This is a genomic window from Exiguobacterium sp. s21 (assembly GCF_018617975.1).
GTDB lineage: Bacteria > Bacillota > Bacilli > Exiguobacteriales > Exiguobacteriaceae > Exiguobacterium > Exiguobacterium mexicanum_A.
In genome coordinates, this window is the sequence record NZ_JACSLF010000009.1 from 38,976 (window position 1) to 62,867 (window position 23,892).

Annotated in this window: 12 protein-coding genes; 6 read left to right on the plus strand and 6 right to left on the minus strand. The window is 39.7% G+C overall.

Annotation, left to right across the window (positions count from 1 at the left end):
• Positions 1–10: 10 nt before the first annotated feature.
• From pglZ to drmA, 6 genes are all read right to left on the minus strand, one after another.
• A complete protein-coding gene (gene pglZ, locus KNP06_RS10875; RefSeq protein WP_214788919.1) occupies positions 11–1,900 on the minus strand; it encodes a BREX-3 system phosphatase PglZ in 1,890 nt (629 codons plus the stop codon).
• A gap of 15 nt (positions 1,901–1,915) precedes the next feature.
• Positions 1,916–4,681: a DNA methyltransferase gene (locus tag KNP06_RS10880; RefSeq protein WP_251131580.1), complete on the minus strand. Its 2,766-nt coding sequence runs from the start codon at positions 4,679–4,681 to the stop codon at positions 1,916–1,918.
• A 12-nt stretch (positions 4,682–4,693) separates the two neighbouring features.
• Entirely contained in the window at positions 4,694–8,398 is a 3,705-nt protein-coding gene (locus KNP06_RS10885; RefSeq protein WP_214788925.1) for a DUF6079 family protein, read from the minus strand.
• A 21-nt stretch (positions 8,399–8,419) separates the two neighbouring features.
• On the minus strand, positions 8,420–8,869 hold the full coding sequence (brxF, locus tag KNP06_RS10890; RefSeq protein ID WP_214788928.1) for a BREX-3 system P-loop-containing protein BrxF: 450 nt from the start codon (positions 8,867–8,869) through the stop codon (positions 8,420–8,422).
• Positions 8,870–9,002: 133 nt separating this feature from the next.
• Entirely contained in the window at positions 9,003–10,757 is a 1,755-nt protein-coding gene (gene drmB / locus KNP06_RS10895) for a DUF1998 domain-containing protein (RefSeq protein WP_214788931.1), read from the minus strand.
• Positions 10,744–14,154 carry a DISARM system helicase DrmA gene (drmA, locus tag KNP06_RS10900; RefSeq protein ID WP_214788934.1) on the minus strand — a complete coding sequence of 1,137 codons (3,411 nt, stop codon included), beginning with the start codon at positions 14,152–14,154 and terminating at the stop codon, positions 10,744–10,746. The genes drmB and drmA overlap by 14 nt, the downstream gene beginning before the upstream one ends.
• A gap of 62 nt (positions 14,155–14,216) precedes the next feature.
• On the opposite strand from drmA, the gene KNP06_RS10905 reads away from it, so the two are divergent.
• From KNP06_RS10905 to KNP06_RS10930, 6 genes are all read left to right on the plus strand, one after another.
• Positions 14,217–16,547 carry a hypothetical protein gene (locus KNP06_RS10905; protein WP_214788938.1) on the plus strand — a complete coding sequence of 777 codons (2,331 nt, stop codon included), beginning with the start codon at positions 14,217–14,219 and terminating at the stop codon, positions 16,545–16,547.
• Positions 16,548–16,576: 29 nt separating this feature from the next.
• A complete protein-coding gene (locus KNP06_RS10910) occupies positions 16,577–17,275 on the plus strand; it encodes a CBS domain-containing protein (RefSeq protein ID WP_214788939.1) in 699 nt (232 codons plus the stop codon).
• Positions 17,276–17,293: 18 nt separating this feature from the next.
• A complete protein-coding gene (locus KNP06_RS10915) occupies positions 17,294–18,499 on the plus strand; it encodes a hypothetical protein (protein WP_214788942.1) in 1,206 nt (401 codons plus the stop codon).
• A 162-nt stretch (positions 18,500–18,661) separates the two neighbouring features.
• Entirely contained in the window at positions 18,662–20,701 is a 2,040-nt protein-coding gene (locus tag KNP06_RS10920; protein WP_214788945.1) for an ATP-binding domain-containing protein, read from the plus strand.
• Between the two features lie 12 nt (positions 20,702–20,713).
• Positions 20,714–21,613, plus strand: coding sequence for a DUF5655 domain-containing protein (locus KNP06_RS10925; RefSeq protein WP_214788947.1), 900 nt, complete (start codon positions 20,714–20,716; stop codon positions 21,611–21,613).
• Between the two features lie 148 nt (positions 21,614–21,761).
• A complete protein-coding gene (locus KNP06_RS10930) occupies positions 21,762–23,870 on the plus strand; it encodes a Piwi domain-containing protein (protein ID WP_214788950.1) in 2,109 nt (702 codons plus the stop codon).
• Positions 23,871–23,892 lie beyond the last annotated feature (22 nt).

Here is a 23,892-nt window from a genome sequence, read left to right on the forward strand (position 1 = left end):
TCTCTTTCTATCACTCGCGTATTAGTTGAACAAACGGAACGATTACCTCTTCAATGTGAATGCCTCCATGCGTCACGACACGTTCATTTTTCGTGACAAACGCTGAATGACCGCTCGCAAGTAACGGATAGATTGTAGGTGGGAGACCTGAGGAATTCCATTCAATTGAAGATGAGTGTTCTACGTGAGTTCGTTCTCGAATTAACATAGTATCATAATTTCGAACGCGCTGCCCTTTTGTGTTCGCAAGAATTCCTTCATTAATCCGTCCAGTTCCAGTAGCTTCAATATGACCGTGGTCAGCTGTAAGATAAATTTCGTATCCTGATTGATGTAAATCCTGAAGCAAAGATAGAAGGTATCCTCCTTGCAGCCAAAGTTGAGTTTCTCGAAAGACTGAAACAAGTCCTTGTATTGCACTATGCATGAATCGATCAATCACATCAATGACACAACCGTATACGCGGGCATAAGGAGAACGAAGACTGAGGATGGATTCTGTTGTATACTCTTCAATTCCAAGACCGCGTTGATAAAAAATTTCATTTTGTTGATAGCCATCTTCGATCCAAAAAGATTTCCATAGTTGAGCTTCTTTGTTTGTCGTTGAAAAGCTATCTGCAAATGCACGAGGCTCTTTACCGGAAAAAATAGCTTGTCGCGAAACATTTGTTAGGGTAGGTACCCACGAGAAAACACTGTGTTCTTCAAACGACCATCCTTTTTTTAATAAAGTTGGTTTTATGACTTCCCACATCGTAAAACTCATTCCATCCATCACAATTAACGCAATTTTATCTGCTGAAGATTTTGAAAGGAAATGAGGAATTTGATGAGACAATTTTGGCGATGGCACACTTGGTAAAGAGCGCAAAGATTCGAAACTGGACACTAGCCAATCTTCAAATTGAGAGTTTGCCGTTCTAATATTCTCCACAGTTTCAACGGGGAGCGAAAGATCATTTAAGAGATAAGAAGCACGTGTTTGACCGATTTGTTTTCCATACGTCTTCCAATCATTTAACGTAAATGATTGATAATTTGAAACCGGTAATTCAACAAGTGGAATCATATCTGCAGTTTGTTTGCTTTGTTCTACTAGGAGCGATTGAATCTCAACTGGGTATCTTTTTTTGTTCTCTACTGGCAATTTTGTCAACTGGTCCATAATCTCAGGTCGTAGATAAAAAGATAGTCCGGGAAAAGTAACTTCGTAAAAAGATGAATTCTCTCTTTGCAACATGTCGTATTGAGTAACATCATTCATAAATTGTTGATTTAGCAACTTACGCAACTTGATTTGAGACTCAAACAATTCTTGATGAGATGTCCAGAGTGGTGATAAAGAGTGAGCTTCCTTCAAGAATGTTTTGAATTGAGCTGGAAAGCCTCCACGAGATTCATAGCATGATGCTACATATGCATAGAATTCATACGGATGACTAAAATATCGTTTTAAATCAATATCGTACAGCTTGTTGAATAAATAGATCATCGACTCTTCATAAGATTGCATCGTTTTAGGCATGTATGCATGCGCATCTAATAATTGAAGTAATTCCTCGCTATTAAATTGCTGTAAAGCAGATTCATTTAAATGAGGAAAAAGTAGTCCCCAAGTAATAGTAACTTGAAGACTACTTTTTAAAATATCAAAAGGCACAGAAGAAAAATCCTGAGAAATGACTAAAAGGAACGTTCCCTTTTGGTTGCTCAAACGAAATGTTTCATAGGCAAGTCGAATTGCTATCGGATCGTCTGCCACATGAATGGTATAACCTAGATTGGTTACCACATTTCGAAAAGAAGGTGAGTTAAATAACTGATTCATGTCTCGAACGACATAATACGGATTAGATTGAAGCAGAAATGACTGTATGCGATGCAAGTCATTCATCATTTCTTTCATCTCCTATCATAGCCCTAGCTTAATTTGGGCGTTGTCGAAGTACATAAGAAGTTTGTCATCTTCTTGAATAACGGTTTCAGGCAGACGGTTCCCAATGTCGACAATCGTTTGATAGTCTTTTTCGCTCCATGCTTTTTTAAAGCCAGCTCGAATTGCTTCGGTACGGAATTCTTTTAGTTTCTTTTTTGATTTCGTCATTTCATCGACGTAAAGATTAAATTCACGCAAAAGAGATTTTTCACGAAGTTTCTCAAGGTCAGCTTGTTTATTTGGATCAGGAACGTACCAACGATTCATCGCTTTTTGTCTTAACTTCTCATCATTTGATTCAAACCCTCTTAAGTCTGGATAGTTTCTCCGGAAGTAGGAAACAATTTGTGATGGTACTTCTAGTTGGTTGTCATAACGTAAGAAATTTTGAGCTAACAAGTCATCTAATTCTGGTAATTTTTCATGTTTTGCTAGATGCTGAATTTCCTTCATGAACTTAGTGTGAAGGTCCTGACGAGTTTGGGGGGTTTTTAATAATTGTTGACGCAACCACTCAATAGCACTGTTTTCATCTGATACAAACAAAGTAAGTTGAAAAATTTCTTTAAATTTCGCTCTGGTTTTGTCATACTCAGCTACTTGTGATTCTAAAAAAGCCATTCCATCTCTCATAAGATATCGATTGGAAATACCGAGTTGAAAATCTCCTGATGAGATTGGAACAGGAAGACCATTTTGTACATGATATGCTACCATTCTATCAAACAGAATACGTGGGGTTCGTTCAGGTATTAAAAATTCAAGATTGTTTTCATTTAAAACTATTGGTAATCTTTCTAAATATTGATTAACAAATAACCATGCGGATTCTTCAGAGTTTGAATTTAACATAATATTTTTTGAATCTTCATTGGATGGTTTATATGCCGAAATAACCAAATCTTGTTTGACTGCAACAGTGGAAGTTACAGTTTTAAAACTTCCTTGTTTTTTATCAAGGGCCGAGACGTTCGCGACTATAAAACCCGATTTTTGAAGAGAATATTGAATTGAATTCCAAATACTTGACTTAGAATTACTAAACTCGATTGTTATCCACCTTTGTGGTTTCAATACTCGAAATAATTCATTTAGTGCTCCTGTCATCAATTGTTCATACTCTGGTAAATGTTTTTTTTGAGAATTGTTTATTATTGCTTCAGTAGTTGAATCGGTGTAAAGGTTCATAAATGATTCCCAGATATAATTTAACTCTGAATACATTAGGTTAGCTCCAAAAGGGGGATCAATAAAAATGTAGTCAATAGAATTTGATTCAATATTTCTTAAATCTAATGCAGACTGATTTGTAATAATATTTTTATTATCCTTTGGAATAGTATTAACTATTGATTTTAATTTACTATTAAAGGCATTAGTTACGGGGCGCTCACCATTAACACTTGGTGCATAAAGAGTACCTGTTACAGCTCCAAAAGAGAATATACCGCCTTCATTTAGTAACCGAGAAATATTCACTTTGACCATCCTTGTGGAGTAAGATAAGCTACTGCGTAATATTCCTAGATATGTTGATTGGTACGGACTGTTTTTTATTTTATCAAGTATATAAGAGATTACCAATAAATTTCTTTTTGTAAAATAATGATGTGTATGAGTCATACCTAATTTATCATTTCTACGTGATTCATCGCCTTCTATCATTCTTGATGTAGGAATTTGTAAGTCATAATCTAGTAAATGTATAGAATTTATTAGACTAAAATCGGATTCGTCAGGAATTTTATTATAGCTCTTGCCGTTATAGCTATAATTAATTAATACGAGTTTCTGTGATGCTTTTTTAATATTTTTTTTCAAAACTTCATCGTATTCTTCTGTATAAGCATAATTTAAAATTCTTTTCTTAAGTTCTGCTGTGCAGACAGGACAATTAAATACATCTCTAACTTTCTTTTCGTTTTTATCAACAGCTGTTTCAAAAAAATTAAATATTGAGTTACACTGAGGACATTCAAAGTTATCGCTCCAAACCGCATAATTAATTTTTCCAATGATTTGCTTTCCGTTTAGAACGTCTGTAGTTGTGAATAGTTTATCAAACATATTAGAAATATCCTTGAGTAATTTTTCAGACTCAAGCATGAAATTATATGTGTCTATTTCCCGGTTATAATTAGAAGATATAAGTGCTGCTGTAGGCGATAAATCATTCAAAATCACAGTACGTTTTCCCAGTCTGTACTGATGATTTTCATCAGAAACTACATCGCTAGAATCAATACTGAATCCTAGTGATTCTACTTCTTTTCGACTTCCGCATAAATAACCGGCTACTCCAGTCATGCCTGTACCAGAAAAAACGTCCAGTACAACATCACCAGGATTAGTATAATGCAATAAATATTTCATGATAGCTTTATGAGGTACTTTAGTATGATAGCTATGCGCATTGTAAATTGCACCACTCTTACCAATGCTTACATCACTAAAATAAGGTTCTACATTTTTAAAAGTAGAGTCTGTTTTTTCTGTTAGTTCATGAATCCATGGGTTAGGACAGGCAGTATAATAAGGTGGATCAGAGAGAGCGACAATATCTTCATCCTCACCAATTGGGAACCCTTCAATTTGTTTTAACTCAGGTAATTTTTTACGTAGTTCTTCTCTAAAATACTCTCTTCTTTCGTCATCATTTTTAAATGTCAAACCGAGACAAACGACAGAGTCGTCGCTTGCCTCGTTTCCAGTAGAAAATGATAATTGTTCGTGTTCAGACATCATAATTCTCCTTTACTTCTTCAACAATACGCGAATACTTTGTGATGATTGGTTCCCAATCTTTTCACGCAATAATTGATCAAATTGATTTTTCATTTCGGTAATGGTAAGTGGACTACCGTGTGCCATCATGTTTTCAAAATCTTCTAATGTGAATTCAACTTTTGTAATTCCTGAAAGTAACTCACTCACTGTTTGCAAAAACGAAATTTCAATTGGGGATTGTAATTTATGAGACGAAATAAAATCCTGAATTTGTTTTTGCTGTGTTTCTTTGAGTAATGAAACGTTTTGTTGAATGTCTTGCGATGACAGGGTTTTAGCGAGTTCTTCAATCCAATGATCATAGAGAGTTTGAAGATTTTCTTCGGCTTGAGTTAAAGTTCGTTTGTTAATATGCTCCTCTTGATTTATTCGATACTTACAATTACATAATGGATTTCTTTGTAATTGTTCCTCAGTTGCTTCATAGCAAGGGATCAAATTCATTAGCTGTTGCTTCCAGTGATTTAATTGAGCACTTTGATAGATAGAAATCCGTTCCGCTAATGACTCTAGATCTCGAAGTCTTTGATCGTTTAACAAGTTCTGTTTTAGAGCATTTTCAGTAGCTGTAAGTCGTACTTTTGAATGTGCTGATAAATACTTTTGAATATAGGCTTCTTTCAATTGTTCTAATCGTGTTTTGATTGAAACTATGCTAGTTCCGTCTCGCAGAGTTTGTGCCAATTCAACGACTGTAATATCAACTTGATTGTTCCATTCAGAGTCTAAAGATTCTGCTGATTGAGCCAAGTCTAAATAATGTAGCAGTGGTTGCAATTGATTGACATCAGAGAAAAGTTTATTGAGCTTTACTTGTACTTCCAAAGCTTCCTCTTGATTTTTAATGTCTTCTTCACTGAACCTCAAGTTATTCAATTTGGCTTTTGTGTTATAGCGTTGTAACGTTTCTGCAAACTCTTTATGTTTATTTAGAATACTTTGATTTTCTTGAATCTCTCGTGAAGAAAGAATTGATTGGCCTTTAATTTGAAGTTCATCTCTTAACTTTTGATTCACTTCAAGAATATTTTTAATGACCTCCGACGTTTTCTCATTTAGTTTTCTAATAAAGCGTTGAAGTGTTTCTTCTTCAAAATTGGACAGTGGGATCATATATAAGTCACTTAATGCTTTGATTGCAGCGGTTGGGAGCCCAGATGGTTTTCGAATATGGCTAAATCCTGTTTGATGATTTATATCCATACGCATCCATTCACTGTAGTTCATTGCATCGTACGTTTTACCGTCGATTGTAATTTCAATTTTGCCTGTTTGCAACATTGCACCAAGCAATACAACAAAAAGTTCAGGTTCTAGGCGGAACTCTTTCGTGTAACGAATATCTTCAGTTCCTTTAATTCGCTCGGTAACAATTAGTTCGTCGTAATTGATGACTTGACCATGCTCTTTATTATCTAATAGTTGTTGTATCCACTTGATATATCCAGAGTGACTGGTTGTAAATTGATTTTTACTATCTAGTAAGATGAAACCAGATAGTAATTCTTCGCCCATCTTTTGAGGCTCACCGTTAATCATCTGTAACGCTTTGAACACATATTGACGCATGTTTTCAAAAGTTACTCCAGGATAAATTCGTCCAAATGAAGGGTACTCAGGATATTTTTTGGAGAACCAATCTGTCAATAGCGATTCTGCGGATGCATCAATTAGTTTCTTGACTGAAACTGTATTTAACATGTACGGAATCGTATCAGCAATTATTGCTTTTTTTCCTTGATAAATAACCTGAACCGTTTGGTTAAACTGCTCCGTTAATCGTCTTACTAATTGGCGACGGTACGTGTCAATTTTAGACGTATACAACTTCTTTGTACCGGATGAAGCATCGAGTGCCAAATCTTGAGACGCAGCATAAAGTTTCAGCAAACGATCGAATTCGCCGTCGCTACGATCGTATTCAAAAAATAATTCGTCTGGCTTTTGTTCATCTTTAAATGACCGTTTCTCATAAGGAGGTAACATGTACAAGTAGAAATCACGTTCTGGTTGTGCTGTCGATCGTTCGTTTGGAGCTCCGAAGAAAAGATAACCTTTACGTTCAATACGGTTAGCTTCCCACATTAATTGATAACTCCAAATCTTAACATTACTAATGTATGTGTTATCGTCTAGTTCCAACGTCTGTTGAAGCAGATCGAAATAGTAACGATCCAACTTGTTATTTTCAATCGTCTCAGCCTGAGCTTGAATTAGACTGTCCACGTCGATGTCTTTCTTTAAATCCAAATAGTACTGACCGTTGCTTTCATTTGTTGAAATGTACTGGTAGCTTACAGTTTTCTGAATTTCTTTTAAGGCTGCCTCAACATTGGTTTTTAAAAAATCTGTTGGGTCATCTTCTTCTAATAAGAATTCAATATTTACAGGTGGCAAAAGAAATAACTCATCACGTAAACGCTCAGGCGTTAATCCGACTTTGTCGTTAATGTCATCGGTCGTTAAGCGATCAACAGCTAACGCATTAATAATTCGAAACGCGGTCTGCTGGTAGCTCCGTTTTTTAGCTTCTGGAAACGACTGATCAATCGCTCGATATAAGGTTTTATGCTTACTCATTACATCACGGATGTGCTGATCTGACTTATTTGTGGCATTCGATTCGATGTATGTCCAGTAGCTATCATATGAAATCAAACCAGGATTATGTTCATTCAATGGTTGATTAATGATTTTTTTGATTTCTGCACTAATTGTTTGGAGTGCGATTCGCTTTTCAACTAGGTTTACACTTTCAAAAGCAGTCAAATAGGCAGGATGAATTGGGAACAAGTTAACGTATGTTTCCATATCTTCATTTAAACGATGATACAATTTTGTGAATTGTTTAAGATGTTCACGGATATACGATTTCTGTTCATCTGTCTTTTTTAAAAGACGTTCTGAAACAACAAACGCGATATCTTCACGGACAATACTAATTTGAACGAAGCGCTGACTAATTCTTTGTAGCGAGTCAGCTACAAAACTAAAACGTGCGTTTCCATATAACATTTCTTGAATACCAGCCATGAAGCGTAGTCGAGTTTTTGAACAGGTTTCTCCGATTTCGCGCAAGAAACCTAAATCAAGGGTTAATTCTTGCTCTTTTCGACCGCGTAAGTAATCTAATAATTCATCAATGACAAGGAGTAATCCATCCTCTGGATACTTTTCATTGAATAAACCCATCATTTCTTCTAGTGCAATTTTATTGTTAGCTATTTTCATGTCCGAAGGGAACTTATAGTCAATCCCCCAGTCAGATAGATGAGTCTCCATAGCATCAACTAAAATGTCACGTAAAGGTGTTTGTACCGAACCAATCTCAATACGAATTACTTTAAATTTCCCTTCGATGTCTTTTGCTTTAGTAGCAACTTTTTCATTTGTGATATACTGGCTAGAACTTTCACGCTCTGCTAGCGTAGAAACAACGCTCATTAAGTGTGATTTACCGGTTCCATAGTTACCGACGATAAAAAGACCTTTGTTTTCAAGCGGGCGTTCGAATTGAATGTGTTCTATAATTTCATCTGCTAACTGATCTGCCATACGCTCAGAAATGACATACGATTGAAGCATTCCTTTGGCGTAGTCTTCTTCATTAGCATCAGTCAGTTTAATGATTGACTCGATTGGTTCAAATTGAAGTAAATCTTTATATAGCATAAGAGGCACTCCTTCAGTTTTTTATAAAATCCATTCTTCAGCTGTTGTGTACTTGGAATATTCAGGATGACTTGGTTTTGCATAAATTAAGGTTTGGTCACTGACTGTTCCGCGCCAAGCAATAATTAAAATATGATTTTTACTCAACTGTTTAAACATCTGAAATGGGTTTGTTTTTAAGCTGGGTTCGAATAGGACTTCGATACGATCGATACAAATAATCTTGTTGTGTTGCTTGTTAATGAGATTTTCAACTATTTCTATCACTTTGAAAGGTCGACGTTGAAGTGGGATGTCGAGTAAAGCCAAGGATAATTCTATACCTAAATTTAAATAGCCTGTCTCAAAGTTTTTAGCATAGTAAGAAATGGTATTCCCATGTAAGTACTCATTAGCATACATAAGTTTGTAGTATTGATTAGTTACTTGCGGGAGACTGCTTTGAATTTTTTCGACAGTGCTTAAATTCATGAGAATCCTCCCTTATGTTGTCTAATGCAACTTATAATATTAACATATATTTTTATAATACGCATAAGGACATCAGCTATTGCTGATGTCCTTATTATAGTAAACAAACAAGCGATTAGCATTTAAGTAAATGTTATAGGTTAAAGAAAGCGAGATGGTCATCTGATAATTTTGGATGAAGTGCCCGCCGATCTAACAATTCATTGTTCCATTCACAAGACGTTTCACTTAAGAAAAGACAGCAATGGCATGCGGCAGCTTTGCGATCTTGTCCACCTTCAAGGCAAGTCGGATCTGATGAGCAGTACTCCGTTAATTCAATGGCACGCTTTAGCATCAATGACATCTTCTCTGGTTTGGCGAGTTCAATCAATCCCCCTAAACTGCTTTCAGAGTCACCTTCGGCAGTATGGATTAACACAGAGGCAGCGCCATTCTCAAAATATAACCGTTCTCGTAAAGAGGTAGAAGAATACCCACTCGTTTCAGCAAATGCTCGAATTAAGGCGTGAGCAAATGTGTGAAGCAAAATATGGCGTGGATATAATTCGATCTCGATTTGGCCGCGCTTAACGCGTTTTTGTTGGAATCTTGCTAATTGGCCTTCGAAGATACGTTTTACAGAGGCACGACTTTCCCATTCTTCAATCATCTCTGGATTCAATTCAATAAAAATCCCTTCACCAAAAATCTCGATTCCTGGATACCAATTTTTCTGATTTTTAAAAATGGGAACACCTTCTCCTGCTTGACGTTCAACGAATGAATCTGCGTACTTCAAACGATTAAAACTAGTCAATGCCCGGACTTCGCGCATCAAATCTACGCGTGTGATGTGACTGATATAGTCTGTCCATTCTTCAGGAACAGATACCCGCTCGGCTTGACAATCTTGTTCTTGAAGCGGTGCAGTTTTTGTATGTTTCCACGCACTGAGCTCTCGTTGTTTAATCGAGCCAAATTCGAGGACATCCAACTGCCGATTAGAGTCTAAATAATGAACCCCTTTTTGGATATCATTTTCCGCCCAATCTCCATCAGCCAATAACAACTTTAGCATTATTGGTTTTTGTTCAGACTGGAGGCTGTTCCAAGCATGTTTCATTGACTCGTATTTTTTATCGATTTCTTGACAAATAGCGTCTTGACTTGCTGTTTTGAGTGGAAGGGTAATCACACTTTGAACGTTTGGAATGTGCAACTTGGTCTCTCCGCGCAACGCTACCGTCATTTCAGCGTCACATGTCTCTACTTGATGATTTAAAATCCAAGGTCTAGTTCCTGCACATGTTTTACCAGTAACTCGTTCAAGCTCTCCTTTATCTTTAATCCTTGCAAGGGAAACTGGAGGCGTTGAACAGTTGGTACATCGAATTCTCATCGTTTTGTAAGAACTTGATAGTGTGCCTTTATCCGTCATCAGTCGTAAACGAGGTTTATCACAAATTTCATACCCTTGATGCGCCCATTTCACCCAAGGGAAATCGCTAATGTGTCCCTTTCGACAAACAGTTACAAAACGCATCGGCGCATATTTTACTCCAAGAGGCTCACATTTCGGATTCGTACAAAACGTACGTCTCGGTTGATCTGTCATAAATCCACAATTCGGACAGAAGCGCCAGATTGGAAAACGTGATACTTTTGTACGTATTGCTTCAGGGTTGCTATTCAAGAGGCGAACCGGTTTCTGATTAAAGGCGCTCATTACAGCATCGTGATCTTCTTCTCGAATTTTATTGTTTTTAAACTCCCATTGATCTACTGCGTTCGTAATAAAACTACCGTCTGGTAAATCAACGATCGCTCCTGGACCAAAATGATGGAGCAATTGTGCTGCGCGAATCGAACCACGTTGATAAGAATGCTTTGAATTACCAACTGTCATAGCGATTGACCTCCTCTTCGACTTTAATTTCAGGTTCTACACTTCTTAAAGAAGTCAGCGCAAACATTGCATCGGGGGTGAGCGGTGTTTCTTCGAAGTACTTCAATAAGTGTTGTGAAGTATTCATTGGTCTACCATTTACGATTTTTTGCTTATAAGCTAATTCATGGTTTGTACGAGCAGCTAGCGATTTCCATCTGTCTAACACTTCGCTGACAAGCTTACGAGTCTCAGTTTCTGAACAATCATAAACAGATTTGGCACGAGCGACGAAGCGGTCAATCATTGTAGCATCTATAGCATTTAATTCAAATTGACCTGCGTTATTGGCTTTTGAAATAGATGGCGATGTCATCGTTTGACGAATTAATCCCACGAGAACACCAGTAATACCGCGTTTTAATGCGCCTTTAGAGAATGGTGTCACGCTTGTAGGCTCAACGTATTGGTAAAAAGACTGATGAAAAGATTTGAACTGCTCAAAGTGGAACAAGTCCCGAGTTCGTTGAGGGTTCAGAATTGTCACGACTAGGCCGGGATGCTGACGACCAACCCGGCTTGTGGCTTGGATGTATTCAGCAGTTGTCTTTGGTTGGCCATGGACGACCATTAAACCAAGACGGTTGACGTCGACTCCTACGGAAATCATGTTCGTACAAAGGACGGCATCCAATACCTCATCATTTTCAAATGTTCGTTCCATCCGAGATAACAATTCAGGAATTTCCTGCGCTTTTTTACGACTCGTCAATTCTTCAAAATCGAGTAATGGCTCTTCAATTTCATTCGCTTGAAGATACGTCCGAATCTCATCATAAAACATCGTATTCGTACCGGCCAATTCACGAATTGTATTGAAATACCCAACGACAGTCCAATACGGATCGAGTTCAGCCTGCTTCTCTTGTTTCCGTGTCGCGGCAATCAATGCTCCGTATACGTTCACAGTATGGATTTTCATACTGACCCCCGGCGAAGAAATACCTACATAAAGACGACCTGGTTTCTGATCAATTGGTACTGTTTTTGAAAAAAATGAGTCATCAGGTGATTGAATGTAGACTGGAAATTGGTTTGCTGGTCGGTCATAAAGCCCACGAATTTGAGATTCAGCTCCACTGATGGTAGCAGTAGAAGCAACTATTTTTGGTTTTGATTCGCCAAATCCCATGAGCTCATCAATCACAAACTCATACAAACCTGTTAGAGAACCAAGCGGTCCGTTTAAAAGATGCAGCTCATCTTGAATCACAAGATCCGCAGGTGGGAGCCAAGCATGTTGCCGTGGCAAATCTTGTGTCGGAGAGTCGTCTATGAATTTGTTGTCGGAAGCTCGATAGGATGATTTACGACCAAACAATTCTCCAATCCGCGGTTGCCAAGCAATTTGTGCTAGTTTATCGACGGTCCCGATAACGAGCGACGGCAAATGATCGTAAATGGCCTCGTCAATCGTATACGCTGGGATGCCGCTGTGGAATGTACATCTTGCCTTTGGACATTTGATTGTCGCTTTAGCTCGATTAACCGAATAGTCCCGTACAGTCAATTTCTCCCCACACCAAGGGCAATGGCTAAGTTGCATCGGGTTGCCGACTTCACTGTTCTCAAGCGGTTCGTTGCTTGCTAGTTTTTGTAGCGCAGTTTTTGCATCTTCGTATTTGTTTGGCGTGGACGCACTACCAATCCAGAGTCCGATCGAGAACGGCACGGTACCTAAGTCTGCTAATTGAATATCAGGAATCTGATTCGAATAAGTATCTTCGTGTCGACGAATCGCTTCCATGGCACAAATAAGAAGCGTCGCTCGCTGGAACTGTTGAATGGTTAGTAGGCGAAGCGTATAGCGCATCATGACACTCATGCCACCGTAACTCATTGGGTCGCTGGCATCATTCTTTAAGCGGCGAACAAACATCACGAATGCTGCTAAACCAAGATAGGCTTCCGTTTTACCTCCACCGGTCGGGAACCATAGCAAATCGACAAGCTGACGGTCTTCATGGTGCTCGTCAAAACTGCTAGGTAAGTTCATAAGGATAAAGGCTAACTGGAACAGGCGCCATTCGCTTTTAACGGGTTCAAAATCGTATTGTCCTGTTTCTTTATATACCGAGGCATGAATCCCTTGCTCACGTTGAACATGCATCGCTAAGTTCGAGAGTCTGAAACCTGTCCATGCCTTGTCATTCGTCTTCAAAAGACGAATTCCATCGCACATACGCGAGCAAGTTTCTCTTGCTTGTTCAACTTGTTGCGAAAGTAAGGATTGATCGATTTCGCTAAGGCCGTCCAACTTCGCGGATTCATCCGCAATCCATTCCATATACGCGTCTGGTAATTTGTTTAACCGAGAAATGACTTCAGTTTTAGGCTGTTTGGCCAAATCAAGCATGTTGAACGACGTATCCGTCAAACGTTGATGTTCAACGAGAGGCACTTCTTCTTTTGGCAACCATGTCGTTGTGAAGTAGTAGGTAGTGTCGTCTACGGACCAATCTGTACCGATTTGGTGACCAATAATCGGAACAGTCCGTTCGCGATATAAGAAATTGATTAAGTTGTTCATGCCGTAAGCAGGACGCGGAACAATCGACTGCTTATTGACACTAAATGATAGTTTCGGTTGGAAGATAATCTCCTCTTGTCTTGGGAAACGATTAGTTGAGCTCAAATCCAAGCTGTGGACGAGATAAAGACTAATGTCTAATCCAGATTTTCCCGAACGAACATACCATTTTAAAAGTAGATTTGAATCTGAGTCGATTGACAGTTCACCACTCTGATTTAAATCCAGTGAGACAACTTTTGAGAACGGCTGCCGTTTGTAATAAAAAGAGTTATCTTCTTCTACGGATTCATAACGTGCCCAACTGATATGACAAGTTAGTGGGACAATATCATTTAATATAAAGCTTACACCCAAGCTAGAGTTACGAAATTGGTCTTGAGAGGTAATGATTTCTTCAATGGCTTCACCTTCCACAGTAATGCCTTCAACTTCGTTTAAAGGTTGATCCGTCTCTTCTTCATGAATAACGTTTGATGAGGCCCCGTATGGAAAGAGTCGACCGGTCAAATAGAATGAACTTGGTGCAGCTTTGAGCGTTTCATGTTCACCATTTTGTGGTCCTATCAATCTTTTTTCTAGGTTCTCAATGAGTTCAGTTCGTTGTTTAGGTGTAAAGGCTTTAGCTTGTGTAGTTGGCTTCTCCTGACTTATTAATTGGAGAACGCCCTCATTCATTTGAATTTTTGTTTGGTGTGCTAGAATCTGTCGAAGTTGTCGCAAATCGATGAACTCATCTTCAAGCAAATCTAAAGCCTCATCAATCGAGGCTTGTTGATTATCTTTACCTGATAAAAAATTAACTAGGCGTTGGATAATATCATTCATTGTTTTGCCCCTTTCTTATATAATTTAATTGTAAAACATTTGAATATAAGGGGCGAGGGGAAATGATGGAATCTTCAGGAGTAGTCTCTTCAAATATTAGTTATATTCAGTTGGCATTTAACTCACTTCACACCGATGTATTGACGCGAGAGAAATTAATTGAGTATTTGATGATGATTTGGGATTCAGGACGAGGATGTAAGAGAGAAGATGCTGTTCGGAATTTAACTACAGCGTTAGAAGCAAACGTACCGTCGGTCATTAGCGAAGGCGATTACGTGAGACGGAAAAATGATCCTTCGTCACAATTTGACTCGCTTGAGCGTGAACTACGTCAAAACCGAGAGCCTATTTTAATGAGTAAAGATTTGAAAAATAAAATAGCAAGTTTGTATAAAGATCCTCGATTTATTGTTTTAAACGGAAAGCACGGGCATAAAGACGCACAGTATGTCATTCTTAGCGAATGGCAATTGCTAAATGATTTGGTCCATCGCTATATGTACAAGAATAAACTCGAAAACATCGTCAGGCATGATGTGGTTGCGCAAGTGAAATCATACTATGACATCCAAGATTCTAACGTCTTGTTCTTCCCTAAAGTAGATTCCCGTTTCAAGACGTCCTATCAACGGATTAGTTTAAATGATTATGATAATCCACCAATGGATTACAACATCACTGTGTCACCAGATATTCTAGAAGAAATTGAAGAACAGAAAGGTGCCATTATTGAGCACTTGAAACGGAATCGCGAAACACCGATTAAAATTCGAGAAATTATTCAAAAGTATTTTCGGAAACAGCCATATGAAAATATATTCTCTGCTTATTACGAAGGATTGAGACAAGTTTTAAAGGTGGAACGAAATATTGTTATTTCTCAGAATACGATTATTTATGATGATTCCAAACCTGAAGAATTAGATCTTGCTTCAAACAAAACGCGAGGGAAAACAATTATTTCTCCAATCCCATCGCCACGACTAAAGCAGAACATAGAAGTTACTGAACCTACTAAACGTGAACGTACAGCCAATAACCGTTTGACGGTTCGTTTATCTACACTCGAACGAAGAAATTCTACGTTTCAGGTGTCTGGTGAGTTGACAAAGTATTTTGCCGCTGGACAGCTAGAGGTATTACATCAGTCGAGTCCTTTTATCCTTACCATGAACGCAAAAGGTCAAGCAGGAAGTCACAGCTTTAGCGATTTCCTCTTCGAACATCGAATTAAACCGGGTCAAAAGATGATATTCGAGAATCTTCAGGAGGGCAAAGCGACTGTCAGAGTGGCTCCGTATCTACCAGAGGATATGCGAGAAGCTGAGCGGCTTAACCGAATACATGAACTCGATCCATCCATTGAACATCCGAGCGCACGTTCACTCTTAGTAAACTATTTATTGAAACAGAAATCTCCCGTTCCTGTGGATAAGTTAATTGAAGAGGTTCAACAGCATTATCCATATTCACCGAAGACGGTCGAGGCGATTCTGTACAAACATCCCTACTTTATTCAAGATACGCTTCACACATGGCGCTTTGAGCCGGGTCTTTGGAATACACGTCAAGAATCCAATAGTTTGCTGAATATGAACGAAGAATTGATTCAGATTTGGGGAGACTTAATACCATTCATATATGAAGGCAGTAACGTACCAGCTCCACATTTCATCCCACAAGAAGTCGAAGACGTTCGTGTCATTGTATGGGGTGGCCAATCCCCACTTAACCGAACTCAGGAACTCGAGTACCGAGAAGGTGGAATGCTCCTTAACCCTAAATCAATTAATCAGAATTTAGACGAAGAACAGTTTTTGACATGGACGTCTCTCATATATGAACGAGGAAAAAGTAGTTCGACTACAAGACATGCTTTTGATCAAAAAATCGAACGTTTCTTTCGACTAGCTGGTGTTAAAACGAATGTACTAGCAATTCCTACTTTCCCAGCTTTACGGTTACCTCATCGATTGAAGTGTTCCCGATTAACGAAATCAATCTTAAGTGGTAGCCATCCAGATAGTAAGCATTTAGCACCGTTGTTATTTGAACAGTATCGGATAATGATGCGGTTTATTAATGAACATAAGGCCCATGTCGTTGTTTTGAATTTTGATGAGACGGAGTATGCATATTTCCTCTATGCGATGCTTGGATACTCTGAACCGATAGAACGTAAAGCGCTCACTGCATTATTAGAAGATCGACAAATGCCAATTCGAGAAGATAAGCGTGTCTTGTGGAATTGGAGCGAGTCTAAAAAACCATTCTTTAATCTAGGTAACGTAGCATTTGAGCGGAATTATCAATTGGCTAGCGAGTTGTTCAAATTGTATGACGGAGAGGCATGGAAAACTGTTAAGCAAGAAGAGTTTGTGGTGCGTTGAGATCAGGTTTTCAAACATGGAGGTATCTCATGAAAAACTCTATTACTTTTTTAGATCGGTTTCATCGCATTGAGACAATGTTACGTCAGCAGCTAAAACAGGAAGAGCACATCTCCTTCTCCTATCTTGTGGATCAGGCGGCTAAACAAAATCCCTTAATTCGACAAAAAGCGGAGCGGCTCAAAAGTTTTGGCCGCTTGCGCAACGCCATTCAACATGGGAGCGGATTGAACGGTGAGCCGATTGCGGAACCACACGAGAAAATTGTGAGTGAGATTATTGAAATTGAAGAGAAGTTACGTTCTCCAAAGCGAATGAATAACTTCTTCTGTGACGTCTATTCATTGAATGAAACGGATTCGATGAGTAAAATGCTCCAGTTTGTTCATCAATTCCAATACTCCCAATTTCCTGTTTTTAATTCAGACGGAAAATTTATTTCGCTTGTGACTGAAAGCGGTATCACGAATTGGCTGGCGTCAAAAGTGAAGGATGATCTCATTTCATTCGAAGAGACTAGGGTGAGCGATCTTCTTTCCGTTGATGAACTTGCCAGGACGTATCGCTTTGTTTCGAGAAGAAATACCATTTATGAAGCAAAAGATTACTTTTTACAGGCCGCAAATAAAGGCAAAAAGTTAGAAGCATTATTGATTACGGAATCAGGGAAGTCGAATCAAGCGTTATTGGGGATTGTGACGCATTGGGATTTAGCGAAATTTGATTAAATGAAAGGGGGCGAACTTTTGGCTAAATACAAAAAGTCTATTATTCGAAAAATTCCTATTCATTATGTAGAAGATCAACTAGCAGTAAATATTGGAATTGGAACGGTTAGCATCTGTTTTACAAATATGACTGAAAGTAGAGTTATTAACAATCAGTTATTCCATATAGCGACTCTTGATAAAGTGACATTGCATCGTTCGAATATGTTTCAAATATTAATTTCCCATGAGGAACGATTCATTGAGATGGAAGTACGTTTCAATCCAGACGAACTGAAGAAAAAGATGAGGTTTGGCATTTCCGAATCGAAGCATGAAACGCCATATAAAATTCACTTTCGGAATAAAGAACACAAAGAGGAATTAGTCCCTCAGGTGCTAAAACGTGATACGAATGTAACATCTATTGACGCCCAAATAGAAAATCTTATCCAAACCTTCGCAGATACCGGACGCTTTACTCTCATTGAGAGGGAGTTGGACGACTTATTAGGTAAACGGAAATCATTAAATAAACAGAAGGGAAGACTGAATCACTTTTTAAAACTATTACAAGTCATCCATTACTCGGGTGATACATCCTTTAACACATGGGTGATCAAAAACTTTAATGTGATACGGAATTTACCAGATTCGCATAAAGAGATTCATCCAATTGTCTATTTTAGAATCATCCGTTTTTACTTTTCATGTTTTTCAAAACAACAGTATAAAAGAAAATTCAATCAAAGTAGTCGAATTGCTGCCGAACAAGATGCCATTAGTTTTTACGGACGAATGCTCGGATTAAAATTGCCGTATCGGGCTGTTACTCCATATGGGATGCTCTTAAAAGACTGGGACCGAAAAGAGTTTAACGGTCGTATGCTAGACAAAATGTTGAGTTATTTGCAATTAACGAATCGAGAAACAGTGGTCATTGAAAATATGATTCAAAATACCTTCTATAAAAAAGTCCCACTTCAACTAAATGAAAAAAGTGAATTAGCTGCTTATGGATATATTAAGGTCACATCCATTTCCATGAAAAAGCGTAGAGAAATTTTAGTCAGAAAATGTATTCCTGAATTAGGTCTTCAAAGAACTGTCGATTTATTATTTGGCATTTCAAATTTACATAAACATCAAAAAAATGCTCATCTTGTTTACACGAGTGACTTGCAATATTTACAGCGAAATTTTAAAGACCAGAATATTAAATGGCCTCATATAGTAATCACATAACGAAGAAGAAAGATAGAGTAGTAAACGAGGGGGTTAATGCGAGTGACAGTTGTTATAGAGCAAGAACAAAAACGGTTGAATGATTTTTGCTCAGTCATTGAATCTCACTTAACGGGAAAAACTACAAGAGAAAAACCAGGTCTTGAGTCAAGCGACTATGAAATGATAGACATGCGGGGGCATTCACGTCAATCAGAAAGTGCACAGGAACGACAACGGTACAAAGACGCGCTGAAAGAGTTGTATTCATTCACATTCGTCATTGAGGACGAAGGCGAAGAAGAGATTTATCCGGTCGGGAAGTTCGGAGTGGCGCACCCTCGTTCACCTGAGATTCCGCTCGTTCTAGACTGGCGGAGTGAGGTGGCGATGCGTGCGTCCATGTTTAATGGAGAGACGATTGAGACGCCTGGTGGTGATATCGTTGGAATGACACAGCTCGAGCTTGATCGAAGACAACGACGTGTCATTCAGGCAAATCATCGTCGTGCTCCAAAACAGCAATCGAGCTCATTGACGAAACGGTTTACCGAACAAATTAAGTCGACATTCAAAAAGCCGTCGACGTTTCCTGACGTCCCACAAGATAGTTTCATGGAGCAAGAGTTGACGAAGAAACAAAAAGATCGCTCCATCGACGGATTCATCGCAACGCGGCAAGCTGAACAGAACCACATCATCCAGGCACCCGTGAATACATATATGATCGTCCAAGGGGCGGCCGGGACCGGAAAATCGTTGACGGCGCTGCACCGTATGTCTTATTTACAGTATCAAGACGAACGTCGGAAAATGCTTTATTTGGCTCCGAATGAGGCGACGATTCATCAACTGTTGAAGGACGCGGAGCATTTACAAATTCAATCGGTGTCGACAATGGCGTTTGATGAGTGGTTAAAGACAGGGTCGTCTAAAGACTTCTCCGCGAGTGTCGTTCAAGAACTCCTTCCGTTATATCAAGGGCACGATCTATTCGAATGGGCGGATGCGGCAATTGAGGAGTGGTATGACGACGTTGCTGTGTTGCTTCGACGATATGAGCCGATTAAAGCGCTAGAGGATTTACATGAGCGGGCGTTAGCCATTTGGTTTGGACAAGAACGTCCAGGTCCCGCACAAACAGAACGCATTTTACAGATGATGCGCAGTGAGTCGGAACGTTTATCCATCTTGAATAAAGAGCAATATCAAAAAGACTTAATTGAGGGCTTAAAACGTTGGGCATCAGAATTGAATGCCGTGAAGGCACGAGACTTAGAGAAGTTGATGCATGAAAGTATGGAGAAGCGTCTTACACGTGAAAAACGAGAGCACCTTCAGTTAATCGATTTTTGGAAGAAAGCGACCAAACTTGAGGCCGCGACGATTTGGTCAATCATGAAGCAACCAGGCCGTCTAGTTTATCTCAAAAAGACGCAGTCAGAAGAACTGTTAGAGATGTGGCACAAGTTGAAACGTCCGACTGAGCTCGACCGTTTCTTCTGGATGTATCTTCATTACGAGACGAATGGATATCCGGACAAGTGGAGTCATCTTTTTGTCGATGAGGGACAGACGCTTCGACCACTCGACATTTTCGTACTCGAGAAGTTGTGTCACGGGATGACGGTGTTTGGTGATACGTTCCAAAGTTATCGTTCGCTCGAAATGACGTCTTGGGAACCGGTTAAAATGCATGGAAAATCAAGCTGGACGATTGAGTATTTAACGAAAACGTTCCGTACGGCGAAGCCGATTGTTGATTTAGCTAAAGCTTTATTAGCTGATGCGGGTCATGAGACGAGTTGGATTGATCCATTTGAAAGGAACGGGAAGCCGGTTGAACTGCTAAGATCGAAAAAGAGTCGTGAATTAAAAGAGTTACTATCTCGATGGAGAAAAGAAGAATATTCGATTTGTATCATCACACCAACGATGGAGCGCGCGTCTTTCTTACATTCAAAATTACAGTTGCCGACGCAACTCATTCAATCGGAAACTACAAAAGTGAGTGACGAGATTATCATCTCGACAATCGATTACTTGCGTGGAATGGAATTTGATGCAGTATTGATGATGGACGTGGATGACATGAACTATTTTGATACGCCTCAGGAAGCCCGACGGTTATACGTCTCTTTAACGAGGGCGTTGCATGAAGTTGTTCTTCATACTACAAATGAATACTCACTTTTATTAGCTGACCAGCTGGTGGAAGTGTAAAAGGAGAGTACGATGGGAGATCTTAAACTATTTCAAATAAGCGAACAAGGTACGGAAGAATTATACGGTCAATCAATGGCGATTGAAAAATCTCTACAACAATTATTCGAGAAAAATTTAGAGCAGTTGCTCGGTATTCGTTTTGTTGCTTCGGAGTACAGCACGGGTCGTACACACGGTGGTCGGATTGATACGCTTGGGTTAGATGAAAATAACTCGCCTGTCATTATTGAATACAAGCGGTCGACAAACGAAAATGTGATTAACCAAGGATTGTTCTATTTGGACTGGTTACTCGACCACCAAGCAGAGTTCGAACTATCAATTTTGAAGCAGTATGGGAAAGAAGTGTCCGATACGATTGATTGGAGTAATCCGCGTCTCGTCTGTATCGCTGGTGGCTTCACGAAGTATGATGAGCACGCTGTTAAACAAATCAATCGCAATATTGAATTGTACCAGTATAAATATTACGAGAATGGCCTGTTGCTACTAGATCTCGTCAATGCGACGACAGCGAAACCTATCATGACTTCATCGGAGTTCTCCGTAGCAAGTAAGACGGTCAGTGACTACTTGAAACAAGCGACGGTAGAATCAAAGGACTTATTTGATGGTCTCGTGTCGTATCTTATGGCACTTGGTGATGATGTACAGGAAAATGTGACGAAACACTATATTGCATATAAGCGTATTAAAAACTTCGCTTGTGTAGAATTTCATCCGAGCACGCAAAAGATTTTGATGTATGTGAAAGTAAATCCTGATACTGTAACGCTCGAACCTGGCTTTACGCGAGATATGCGAGGGATTGGACATTATGGAACCGGAGATTTAGAAATTGTCTTATATTCTCACGCAGATTTTGAAAAAGCGAAGCCTTACATCGATCAAAGTTATGAAGCAAATTGATTATGTGGACTCCATCATTGTGATGGAGTTTTTTTGTCTCAGAAGTACACTTCTTATTTGAACCCTATCCGTTATTTTATCTACCTAATATTAGGAATTCCGTTATAGTGGATGCAATGATTGAACAACGGGGAAGGATGAGGGAAAGATGAACCAGTATTATTTAACAGAATGGCGAGCATTAACGAAAGCAACGGACGTGACACTCCATCTCTATACCGTACCGCTCCAGGATCCATCGTCACGACATACGCAAGGGGGGAAGTTGATTTTTCAATTAAACAAATTGAACAACTTTCAACCGATTGTGTTCTTTGATCAGTACATTGCTTCGTTTGAGGAAATCAAACAGTGGGGAAACGAGACGTTTCTACAATACGAAGCCCGTCCGATCAATCTTTCACGTAACGTCGAGCGAACGTTACTCGAACGACTGTTAAAAAAGCAGTTGGAGCGATTGGCACATCCGCAGTACATGATGAACCGGGGAAAGTTCCGCTCGAAACAGGCGCACCCACAGTCGACAAGCGGGCTACTCATTTATCCGGCACTCGATCTCAACGTGAACGTGTCTAAGACGGATGAAATTGTCTTTGGATTCGATTTGACCCATCAATTTGAATACCGCGAAAACCTACTGCAACAGCTCAAGCGTGAGCCGAAATCCGTATCTGTGGGAATGCGTGTCATCGATTCGACTCATCCGAAATCGTATGAGTACGAATTTGTAGAAGTTGCGCCTTATCGAGCGAGTGAAGTGAGTCCGATTCTAAAGTGTTCGATCATTGATTATTTCGCAAAGAAAGATCCGAAACGAATCATCGCATCAGACGCACTCGTCGTACACGTTAAAGATCGAAACAATCATATTCTTCCATACTTACCTGAGCAACTGAAACAGAGTTGTTCATTCGAGACGATTCCAGCGAAACAGCTCGGCGCAGTCAATCGAATCATCAAATTGTCGCCTGACGCGCGAATGTCAAAACTGATGCCGGAAGCACTCGATTTGATCGGTCGACTGCCGATGCTGAAATTTGAACGGCAAGATGTACGAGCGGCTCGTCTCGGCTATACCATCAAAACGTTACAATCTCCGCGGCTTCGCTTTGGTCAAGGAAAGACGGCTAGCTACGCCAAAGGTGGTTTGAATCAAGGCGGCGTGTTTGAAACAGGGGAGGCGACCGTCAGTTTCTTTGTCGACCCGAAATTACGTGATCGACAAAAATTGCAACAAGTCCTCGATTTTATCAAAAAGCTTAAGACCACGTCTGAACGCTTTGGCGTGACACTCAACGTCTCGAATAAACCAAAAGGACTGAGCCAAACGCTCTCTACCGATTTGTTGCAGGCAGAAGACGTCATGTTCCAATTGAAGAACGTCCCGAAACACTTTGAAGGTGTCGTCGTTGTCATTGCCGAGGAAGCATCGCTCAATCATTCGTATCAAGCCATTAAGCGGGAATTTGGTGGGAAACATGATGTCGTGACTCAATGTGTGGAGCTGCATGACCGCGTGCTGAACTCTGAAGATACACTGTACAACATCCTACTCGGTGTGTACGTGAAGGCAGGCCTACAACCTTGGATTCTCGGTGAACCGCTCCACTCGGATTGTTTTGTCGGGTTAGACGTAAGCCATGAGAATGGAAAACATGCGTCGGGCATCATTCAAATCATTGGGAAAGATGGGGCGATGATTAAGCAGAAATCACTCTCGACAAGTGAAGCGGGGGAGAAAATCAGTGCTGAGACGATGCGGGATATCGTCTATGACACGCTTCATGCATTTGAAGAACAGTACGGTCATGCGCCAATGCATATCACGTTCCACCGGGATGGATTCTGCCGTGAAGATTTGGCTCTCATCGACTCGCTTCTTTCTCCACGTGGGATTCGCTTCGACTACGTGGAAATTTTGAAGAACGTCAATCGACGTATGGCGATTCACGAGAAAGAATGGAAGACATCACAGGGACTCAGTTATACAAAGGAGCGAATGGGCTATCTTCTTGCGACCAATCCAAGCAAGCATGTCGGGATGGCGAAACCGCTCAAAGTGGTGCAAAAGACAAACGTCTTACCGTTTGAGGCTGTGTTAAGCGATGTGTATCGTTTATCGTTCATGCATGTCCACTCGCTCTTAAAGACACGACTGCCGATTACGACACACTATGCGGACTTAAGTTCGACGTTCCATAATCGGGGATTGATCAATGCGAATACGCAACATGAAGAGGCTTTGCCGTTTGTGTAATTAAACGATGAAAGAAGGACAT

Bases quoted from the DNA above. Each gene is read 5' to 3' on its own strand.
- pglZ (WP_214788919.1), bottom strand. From the start codon at position 1,900: ATGATGAATGACTTGCATCGCATACAGTCATTTCTGCTTCAATCTAAT.
- KNP06_RS10880 (WP_251131580.1), bottom strand. From the start codon at position 4,681: ATGTCTGAACACGAACAATTATCATTTTCTACTGGAAACGAGGCAAGC.
- KNP06_RS10885 (WP_214788925.1), bottom strand. From the start codon at position 8,398: ATGCTATATAAAGATTTACTTCAATTTGAACCAATCGAGTCAATCATT.
- brxF (WP_214788928.1), bottom strand. From the start codon at position 8,869: ATGAATTTAAGCACTGTCGAAAAAATTCAAAGCAGTCTCCCGCAAGTA.
- drmB (WP_214788931.1), bottom strand. From the start codon at position 10,757: ATGACAGTTGGTAATTCAAAGCATTCTTATCAACGTGGTTCGATTCGC.
- drmA (WP_214788934.1), bottom strand. From the start codon at position 14,154: ATGAATGATATTATCCAACGCCTAGTTAATTTTTTATCAGGTAAAGAT.
- KNP06_RS10905 (WP_214788938.1), top strand. From the start codon at position 14,217: ATGATGGAATCTTCAGGAGTAGTCTCTTCAAATATTAGTTATATTCAG.
- KNP06_RS10910 (WP_214788939.1), top strand. From the start codon at position 16,577: ATGAAAAACTCTATTACTTTTTTAGATCGGTTTCATCGCATTGAGACA.
- KNP06_RS10920 (WP_214788945.1), top strand. From the start codon at position 18,662: ATGATAGACATGCGGGGGCATTCACGTCAATCAGAAAGTGCACAGGAA.
- KNP06_RS10925 (WP_214788947.1), top strand. From the start codon at position 20,714: ATGGGAGATCTTAAACTATTTCAAATAAGCGAACAAGGTACGGAAGAA.
- KNP06_RS10930 (WP_214788950.1), top strand. From the start codon at position 21,762: ATGAACCAGTATTATTTAACAGAATGGCGAGCATTAACGAAAGCAACG.